Consider the following 9,084-nt stretch of genomic DNA (forward strand, 5'->3'; position numbering starts at 1 on the left):
ACGAAGCGGACGCCCTTGGGCAGCGGAAACCTGGTTATGTCGCAGCCGGCGCAGTCGGCGACCCCGGTTATTTTCGCGGCTTCGATGAATGTGCCGGTGCCATATCCAATCTCCAGCACGGACCGGGGGATCTCGCCAGTGATCCCCAGCACCCAGCCGAGTCGCTGATATCCGAGCTTGATGGTCCGGTCACTCAGGTCCTCGTAATAGGAAATGTACTGCTTGTCATACTTGATCGGTTTGGAGTCGACCTGGTGGATCACGCCAAACCCGTCCACCGCGTAGTTGTCCAACATTGGCGTGCGGCCCCCCAGGTTCCGAGTTCCTTACCGGCAGAACTAGGACGCAACCGGACAATCGAGCGGTCAGGTATTCAGCCGCCAGCTTGAACTGCTCAGTCCTTGCCCGCCCGCTTGAAAATCCGCGCATAAAATTCGCCGACGATGCCGCGCCGGAAGATCAGCACGCACACCATGAAGATGAGGCCGGTGGCGATGGTCACCGGAAAGCCGGAAGTGGCAAGCGTGTTTTCCAGGCCAATGACAAGGCTGGCGCCGATGATCGGCCCGACCATGGTGCCGATGCCGCCGAGAAGCGTCATCAGGATCACTTCGCCCGACATCTGCCAGGTGACGTCGGTGAGCGTGGCGAACTGGAAAACGATCGCCTTGAGCGAGCCGGCCAGCCCGGCCAGGGCCGCCGACATGACGAAGGCGCCCAGCTTGTAGTTGGCGACGGAATAGCCCAGCGAAATGGCGCGGTTCTCGTTCTCGCGGATCGAGCGCAGGATCATGCCGAACGGCGAGTTGACGATGCGCCAGATGGCGAAGACGCCGATCAGGAACACCGCCAGCACGAAGTAATACATGTTCAGCGAGACGTTCAGGTCGAGGACGCCAAGCAGCATGCCGCGCGGCACGCCCTGAATGCCGTCCTCGCCTTGCGTGAAGGGCGACTGCACACAGAAGAAGAAGAACATCTGCGACAGCGCCAGCGTGATCATGGCGAAATAGATGCCTTGCCGGCGAATGGCGAAAAAGCCCATGACAAGGCCGAGCAAGGCCGCACCCGCCATGCCGAGCAGAATGCCGGCTTCCGGCGGCCAGCCCCAGACCTTGACGGCATGCGCGGTGAAGTAGGCGGCGCCGCCGAAGAAGGTGGCGTGGCCGAACGATAAGAGCCCGGTATAGCCGAGCAGAAGATTGAACGCGCAGGCAAACAGCGCGAAACACAGCATCTTCATCAGGAAGATCGGATAGATCAGGAAAGGCGCTACCAGCAGCGCCAGGATGCCGAGCCCGACCAGCATCCATTCCAGCCGTGCCGAGGTTTTGGCCGATGCCTCGCGAAGCGTCAGTTCGGTCATGTCAGATGTCCCTTCCGACATGTCAAGCGTCCCTTCCGAACAGGCCAGCCGGCCGGACCAGAAGCACGATGGCCATGATGACGAAGACCACGAGATTGGAGGCCTCGGGGTAGAAGACCTTGGTCAGGCCCTCGGCGAGGCCAAGCATGTAGCCGGTGACGATCGCACCGAGGATCGATCCCATGCCGCCGACCACCACCACCGCGAAGACGACGATGATGAGGTCCGATCCCATAAGCGGGCTCACCTGATAGATCGGTGCTGCCAGAATGCCGGCAAGCCCGGCCAGCGCGGAGCCAAGGCCGTAGGTGAGGGTCAGCAGCAACGGCACGTTGACGCCGAAAGCCTGGACGAGACGGGGATTCTCGGTTGCCGCGCGCAGATAGGATCCAAGCCTGGTCTTCTCGATCAGCGCCCAGGTGCCGAAGCAGACGATCAGCGAGGCGACCACGACCCAGCCGCGATAGTTGGGCAGGAACATGAAGCCGAGATTGGTGCCGCCGGCAAGCAGCGGCGGCACGGCGTAGGGGTTTCCCGAGACGCCGTAATAATAGCGGAAGATGCCTTCGAGTACGAGCGCGAGGCCGAAGGTGAAGAGCAGCCCGTAGAGCGGATCGAGATCGTACAGCCTCGACAGCGCCAGGCGCTCGACCACGACGCCGAAGATGCCAACTATCAGCGGCACAAGGATCAAAGCGGGCCAATAGCCGATGCCGAGATGGGTGAGAAGCAGGTAGCCGACGAAGGCGCCGAACATATACTGGGCGCCATGGGCGAAATTGATGACGCGCAGCAAGCCGAATATGACAGCCAGGCCCAGGCTCAGCATGGCGTAGAACGAGCCGTTGATCAGGCCGACCAGCAACTGGCCGAGGAAGGCCTGAACCGGGATTCCGAAGATCATCGTCATGGCGCCATCATACACCCAGGACTTCGTGGAGCTGCGCCATGCGGTCCGGCAGTTCGCCGACCGGAAACCCCGCCACCACCTTGCCGTGCTCCATCAGATAGAAACGGTCGGCGACACGACTGGCGAAGCGAAAGTTCTGCTCGACCAGCAGGATCGTCATGCCGCGCTTTTTCAACGTCGCCAGCAACGCGCCGATGCGCTGCACGATGACGGGAGCGAGCCCCTCCGTCGGTTCGTCGAGGAGCAGCATCTTCACGCCGGTTCGCAGCATGCGCGCGATCGCCAGCATCTGCTGTTCGCCGCCCGACAGCCTGGTGCCGGGACTGTTGCGCCGCTCCTTCAGATTGGGGAACAGATCGAATATCTCCTCGACGCTCATGCCGCCCTGCGCGACGACCGGCGGCAGAACCAGATTCTCGTCCACGGTCAGCGTTGCGAAGATGCCGCGCTCCTCCGGCACGAAGCCGATGCCTTGATGGGCGGTGCGGTGCAGCGGCAGCCGCATCAGGTCCTTGCCGTCGAAGGCGATCCGGCCGGTCCGCTTGCGGATCAACCCCATGATGGCGCGCAGCGTCGTCGTCTTGCCGACGCCATTGCGGCCGAGCAGCGTGACCGTCTCGCCGGCAAACACTTCCAGATCGACACCGTGCAGCGCATGGCCCTCGCCATACCAGGCGTTGAGGCCGGTGACGGCAAGCAGAGGTGCGGCACTAGTCATCGGCGGTGCCCATATAGGCGATCTTGACGCGCTCGTCGCGGCTAACGGTGGCGTAGTCGCCAGCGGCCAGCACCTCGCCGCGCTGCATGACCGTTATCCAGTCGCAAAGGTCGGCCACCACGGTCAGATTGTGCTCGACCATCAGCACGGCGCGATCCCTGGCAACCGAACGGATGAGGCTGGAAACCGTGGCCACGTCCTCATGCCCCATGCCGGCCATCGGCTCGTCCAGCAGCAGCACTTTCGGATCGAGCGCGAGCGTCGTGGCGATCTCCAGCACGCGTTTTCTGCCATAGGAAAGATCGCCGGCGAGCCTGTTCCTGGCGTCGTCGAGACCAACCGAGCGCAGCAATTCCTCGGCGCGCGGGGTCAGCCGGTCGAGCGCCGCGAGCGAGCGCCAGAATTGAACGGCAAGACCACCCGGCCGCTGCAGCGCGACGCGAACATTGTCGAGCACGCTGAGGTGCGGAAAAATCGCCGATATCTGGAACGAGCGCACCAGCCCCATCCGCGCAACCCTGGCCGGCGAGGTGCGGGTGATGTCGTGGCCAAGCAGCTCGATCCTGCCGCTGGTCGGCGCCAGGAACTTGGTGAGCAGGTTGAAGACGGTCGTCTTGCCGGCGCCGTTGGGTCCGATCAGGGCATGGATGTTGCCATGGCGGACATCGATATCGACGTTTTTGACGGCGATGAAGCCGGCAAAGTCGCGTCGCAACCCGCGGGCGGAAAGCACAACCCGCGGCTCGTTCGCGTCCAGGTCAGTCGGCGCCATCGGCCGCGCCGATCACTGGCCGGCCGTCGGACAGCCGCTTTCCTTCTCGCTGAGGAAGGCCTCGTTGCCTGGAATGGTGGCGAGATATTTGTAGTAGTCCCAATCCTTGGTGCTCTCGGCTGGCGACTTGACCTGGTAGAGGTACATGTCGTGAACCATGTTGCCGTCCGCCTGCACCTTGCCGTTGGTTATCACCGCGTCGTCCACAGGCATCGAATGCAGCTGCTTGGCGACGGCTTCGGTCTCGTCCGTGCCGGCTTTGTCGATCGCCTTCAAATACTGCGTCACCGCCGAATAGGTCGCGGCCTGGATCATGTTCGGCATGCGGTTGGTGCGCTTGAAAAAGCGCTGCCCGAATTCGCGGCTCTTGTCGTCGCGATCCCAGTAATAGCCTTCGGTCAGCACGACGCCCTGCGCCGCTTGAAGGCCAAGCCCATGCACCTCGGCCAGCGTGAACAGGAGTGCGGCAAGACGCTGGCCGCCCTGCACGATACCGAATTCGGCCGCCTGCTTGATGGAGTTGGAGGTATCGAGGCCGGCATTGGCCAGGCCGATGACCTTGGCGCCCGACGATTGCGCCTGCAGCAGGAAGGACGAATAATCGGTCGATCCCAGGGGATAACGCACCTCGCCCAGCACCTTGCCGCCATGGCTTTCGACGAACTTGGTGGTCTGATCCTTCAGCGAGTAGCCGAATGCATAGTCGACGGTGACGAAGAACCAGCTGTCGCCGCCCTGCTGCACGAGAGAGCCGCCGGTACCCACCGCCTGCGAGTGAGTGTCATAGGCCCAGTGGAAGCCGTAGGGCGAGCACTGTTTGCCGGTCAGCTCCGTGGTCGCCGCGCCGGTGACGATGTCGATCTTCTTCTTTTCCTTGGAAATCCCCTGGACGGCGAGCGCTACCGAAGAGGTCGTCAGTTCCATGATGGCATCGACTTGCTCGGTGTCGTACCACTGCCGGGCGATGTTGGAGGCGATATCCGGCTTGTTCTGGTGGTCGGCGCTGATGATTTCTATCGGCGCTCCCTGCACCTTGCCGCCGAAATCCTCAACGGCCATCTTGGCCGCCTCGACCGACCACTTGCCGCCGAAGTCGGCGTAGACGCCCGACTGGTCGTTGAGGATGCCGATCTTGACCTTGCCGTCGGAAATTTCGGCGGCCGAAGCGGGGATCGCGGATGCGGCGAGAAGTGCCGCGGAAACGAAAAGGCTTACCTTCATGGTTGACTTCCTCCCATAGCGATGAATCCGACCGACCCTCCTACGATCGATCATCGCAATGGTATTGAACATGAGGAAGATAGGGACAGAGGGCAAGAGGCCGTTAGGGATTTAGTGTTCGAAGCGATACGGTTTGGCGGCGCAACGCGAGCCTTGGGCGAGAGATAGAGACACAAACATGTGAACCGCCCGGCGGCAGTGCCGGCTCAGCCCTCGGCGGCGACGAGGTGGCCGTTGCCGACATCCCTCAGCGCCAGTTTCAGCGGCGCCTCGCCGATCCTGCGGGTGGCGCTCGGGATTTCCTGGTCGAGGCGCGCGAAGCGGCTTCTGCGCTGCGCGGGATCGGGCACGGGCACGGCTTCGATCAGGCGCCTGGTGTAGGGATGGCGCGGGTTGGAAAAGACCTGGTCGCGGGTGCCCATCTCGACGATCTGGCCGAGATACATGACGGCGACGCGGTCGGAGATGTTCTCGACCACCGCCATGTCATGCGAGATGAAGAGATAGGCGACGCCGAATTCGCGCTGCAATTCCTTCAACAGATCGAGCACGCGCGCCTGCACCGAGACGTCGAGCGCCGAGACGCTTTCGTCGGCGATGATCAGCTTCGGCCGCAGTGCAAGCGCGCGGGCAATGCAGACGCGCTGGCGCTGGCCGCCGGAGAATTCATGCGGATAGAGTTCCATCTGGTCGGCCGACAGGCCGACGCGCTCGAACAGCGCTGCGACACGCTCGCTGCGCTCTTCCTTCGAGGCGATACCGTGGATCAGCAGCGGCTCGGCGACGAGGTCGCCGACACGCATGCGTGGGTCCAACGAGGCATAGGGGTCCTGGAAAATCATCTGCACGTCGCGGCGCACCGCCTTGCGCTCGTCGCGGCCGAGGCCGGACAGATTGCGGCCGCCAATGGCGATGTCGCCGCTGTAGGGCACCAGTCCGGCCAGCGCCTTGGCGGTGGTCGACTTGCCACAACCGGATTCGCCGACCAGCGCCAGCGTCTCGTTGGGCGCGATCGAGAAGCTGACGCCTTCGACGGCGTGGACGCAACGAGTGACCCGGCCGAAGAAGCCGCCATGCAGGTCGAAACGGACATGCAGGTCCTTGACGTCAGCGACATTGGCCGGCGTTGCCGTCTCGGCACTCCTGGATTCCTGGCGACCGATACCGCTGCCGATGCGCGGCACGGCGGCCAGCAGCTCGCGCGTGTAGCCGGCTTGCGGCCTGGCGAAAATGTCAGCGGTTTTTCCCTCTTCGACCATGCGGCCATGCCGCATGATGATGACGCGGTCGGCCATTTCGGCGACGACGCCCATGTCATGAGTGATGAGGATGACGCTGGTGCCATGCTGGCGCTGCAGATCGCGCAAAAGTTCCAGCACCTCGCCTTGCACGGTGACGTCGAGCGCCGTCGTCGGCTCGTCGGCGATCAGCACGTCCGGCTCGAGCGCCAGCGCCATGGCGATCATCACCCGCTGGCGCATGCCGCCGGACAGTTCGTGCGGAAACTGCTTTAGCCGGCTTTCGGCTTCCGAAATGCGCACCGCCTTCAGCGCCTCGATGGCACGCTGGCGAGCCTCGCTCTGCGACAGGGAGGTATGCGCCTCGATGGATTCGGTGAGCTGCCGGCCGATCGACAGCACCGGGTTGAGTGAGGTCATCGGCTCCTGGAAGATCATGGCGATGCGGTTGCCGCGAATGCGCCGCATCCGGCGCTCGTCCAGAATCGTCAGATCTGTATCGCCGAGATGGACCTTGCCGGATGAAATCCTGGCGGCAGGCTGCGGCAGAAGCTGCATGATGGCCAGAGCGGTCATCGATTTGCCGGAGCCGGATTCACCGGCAATGCACAGCGTCTCGCCACGAGACAACGTCAGCGACAGGTCGGAGACGACCTCGCGCTCGCCCTCCTCGCCGCGCACGCTGACGGAGAGGTTGGCGATGTCGAGTATGGGTTCGCTGGCGGTGATCATTGCGCGCGTGACCCGGAGAGGGATTTACTCCGGCACCCCCCCCTCCTCATTCAAACACGCAGCGCGGAAAGTAGAACGACACCACCCAGTTCGGCATGTCAACGATCTCGCTGATGCGGAGATCGCCGCAGACCGAGGCCAGCATATAGGCCTCGACTGGGTCGATGTGATAACGACCGGCGAGCAGGTCGACCATCTGCGCAACCGCTTCCCTGGCGCCGGTCATCAGGTCCGGACCGATGCCGGTCGTCACCTCATAGCCCTTGGCGTCGAGATGGCGCGTCACCGGGCCTGGCGTGGTGAAGCGCGGCGTCTTCAGCCTGGCATCCTTGACCAGGTCGAGCTTGAGCACGACGTCCATCGGACTTTCGATCGCCGTGCCGCAGACCTCGCCGTCACCTTGCGCGGCATGGGTGTCGCCGACCGAAAACAGCGCGCCCGCCACTTCCACCGGCAGATAGAGCGTGGTGCCGGCGGCGAGATCGCGGATGTCGAGATTGCCGCCGACGCGCCTTGGCGGCACCACCGAGTGGTGGCCCTTTTCCGCCAGCGCGTTGCCTATGGTGCCGGCGAAGGGTTTCAACGGCACACGCGCATTCTTGCCGAACAGCGCCGGCTCGAGCGAGGCAGCGTCGTATTTCCAGATGTTCAGCGCCGGCTCCTTGAAGTCGTCGGCGAGCAGCCCAAAGCCCGGAATGTTGGCCGTCCAGCCGAAGCCGGACGGCTTGAACATCTCGATCGTCACCTTCAGCGCGTCACCCGGCTCGGCCCCCTCGACGAAGATCGGCCCGGTCACCGGATTGACGGTGGCGAAGTCGAGCTTGGCGACGTCGGCGACCGTGCTGCCGGCCTGCAACTGGCCGCCGGAGGAATCGAGGCACTGGAACTCGATCGTCGAGCCGGGCGCCACCCGCTCGGCCGGGGCAAACGAATTGTCCCAGCCGAAATGATGTTGGCGCCCGTGGATGGTGTAGTCGCAGTTATTGCACATCTTTTACGTACACATTGTCGTAGTTGATCGGGATATGAACCGGGTCGACATAGAGGTTGTCGGCGCCGCCCATGCGCGCCGATTTCATGGTGAAGCGCTGCTCGTTGAAGACCGGCGCCCAGGGCGCGTCTTCCATCACCTTGTCGTAGATGGCGCTCCACATCTTGTCGCGTTCGCCTGATTTAGCCGGGTCGACCACCGAGTCGGCCTCGGCCGCCTTGGCGTCGAGATCCTTGTTGCAATACCACGACCAGTTCCAGCCGCCGGGCACCGCACCGGCGCAGCCGAGGATCGGGCCGTAGAAGTTCGACGGATCCGGGAAGTCGGCGATCCAGGCCATGCCGCCGGACCAGATCATCGGTGCGCCGGCCTTGTCGCCGCCGGCGGCAATCACGTTTGCCTGCGCCAGCGACTGGATGCTGGCCTTGATGCCGATCGCCGCCAGATCCTGCTGGATCGCCTGGGCGATGCGCGGGTTGGGATCGGTGTTCATGGCAAACAGCTGTGTCTCGAAGCCGTCGGGGTGGCCAGCCTCTGCGAGCAGCGCCTTGGCCTTGGCGACGTCATAGGGATAGCCCTTGTATTCCTTGTCGTAGCCCGGCATCGACGGCGGCAGCGGCTGGTTGGCCGGCACGGCGCGGCCGTTGATGATCTGGATGACGCGCGCCTTGTTGATCGCCATGTTGACTGCCTGGCGCACCTTAACATTGTCGAACGGCGCCATGGTGGTGTTCATGGTGACATAGCCGGTGTGCAGCTGGCCGCCTTCGACGACGCGTGCCTTCTGCTCGGGATCGGCCATCACCTCCTGGAATTTTGCTGGCGGAATGCCGTCGCCGGGGACGTCGATCTCGCCCTTCTGCAGGCGCAGCAGCGCCACGATCGGCTCCTGGCCGATCTCGAAGGTTATCTTGTCCAGATGCGGCAGGCCCTTGTGCCAATAGTCCGCATTGCGCTCGAAGACGATGCGCTCGCCGAGCGTCCACTCGGCGAGCTTGAAGGCGCCGGTGCCGACCGGATGCTTGCCGAAATCGGCGCCGTATTTCTCGACCTCTTCCTTCGGCACGACATGGGCGAAGTTGATGGCCATCACATGCAGGAAGGTGGCGTCGGGGCGGGTCAATTCGAATTTGACC

At 63.5% G+C, this 9,084-nt stretch carries 8 protein-coding genes and 1 pseudogene; all 9 read right to left on the reverse strand.

All coding sequences use genetic code 11. The features are described from left to right. A pseudogene (locus ENZ75_RS11500) lies at positions 1 to 296 on the reverse strand (class I SAM-dependent methyltransferase); the annotation flags it as partial. Between the two features lie 98 nt (positions 297 to 394). Then, positions 395 to 1,366, reverse strand: coding sequence for a branched-chain amino acid ABC transporter permease (locus ENZ75_RS11505; RefSeq protein WP_024502115.1), 972 nt, complete (start codon positions 1,364 to 1,366; stop codon positions 395 to 397). Positions 1,367 to 1,388: 22 nt separating this feature from the next. Beyond that, positions 1,389 to 2,276, reverse strand: coding sequence for a branched-chain amino acid ABC transporter permease (locus ENZ75_RS11510; protein WP_063170419.1), 888 nt, complete (start codon positions 2,274 to 2,276; stop codon positions 1,389 to 1,391). A gap of 7 nt (positions 2,277 to 2,283) precedes the next feature. After that, positions 2,284 to 2,994, reverse strand: a complete 711-nt coding sequence (locus ENZ75_RS11515) for an ABC transporter ATP-binding protein (RefSeq protein WP_013528528.1) — start codon at positions 2,992 to 2,994, stop codon at positions 2,284 to 2,286. Continuing rightward, on the reverse strand, positions 2,987 to 3,766 hold the full coding sequence (locus ENZ75_RS11520) for an ABC transporter ATP-binding protein (protein ID WP_063169705.1): 780 nt from the start codon (positions 3,764 to 3,766) through the stop codon (positions 2,987 to 2,989). The genes ENZ75_RS11515 and ENZ75_RS11520 overlap by 8 nt, the downstream gene beginning before the upstream one ends. Positions 3,767 to 3,778: 12 nt before the next feature. After that, a complete protein-coding gene (locus ENZ75_RS11525) occupies positions 3,779 to 4,987 on the reverse strand; it encodes an ABC transporter substrate-binding protein (protein ID WP_013528530.1) in 1,209 nt (402 codons plus the stop codon). A gap of 206 nt (positions 4,988 to 5,193) precedes the next feature. Then, complete coding sequence (locus ENZ75_RS11530; RefSeq protein ID WP_063169704.1) at positions 5,194 to 6,957, reverse strand: ABC transporter ATP-binding protein; 1,764 nt, start codon at positions 6,955 to 6,957, stop codon at positions 5,194 to 5,196. Between the two features lie 46 nt (positions 6,958 to 7,003). Further along, positions 7,004 to 7,948 carry an acetamidase/formamidase family protein gene (locus ENZ75_RS11535; protein WP_024502120.1) on the reverse strand — a complete coding sequence of 315 codons (945 nt, stop codon included), beginning with the start codon at positions 7,946 to 7,948 and terminating at the stop codon, positions 7,004 to 7,006. After that, positions 7,938 to 9,084: ABC transporter substrate-binding protein (locus ENZ75_RS11540; RefSeq protein WP_164887785.1), on the reverse strand; the 1,147-nt coding region annotated here is incomplete at its 5' end. The genes ENZ75_RS11540 and ENZ75_RS11535, both read right to left, overlap by 11 nt.

The organism is Mesorhizobium sp. M7A.F.Ca.CA.002.04.1.1, from assembly GCF_004022805.1.
GTDB lineage: Bacteria > Pseudomonadota > Alphaproteobacteria > Rhizobiales > Rhizobiaceae > Mesorhizobium > Mesorhizobium ciceri.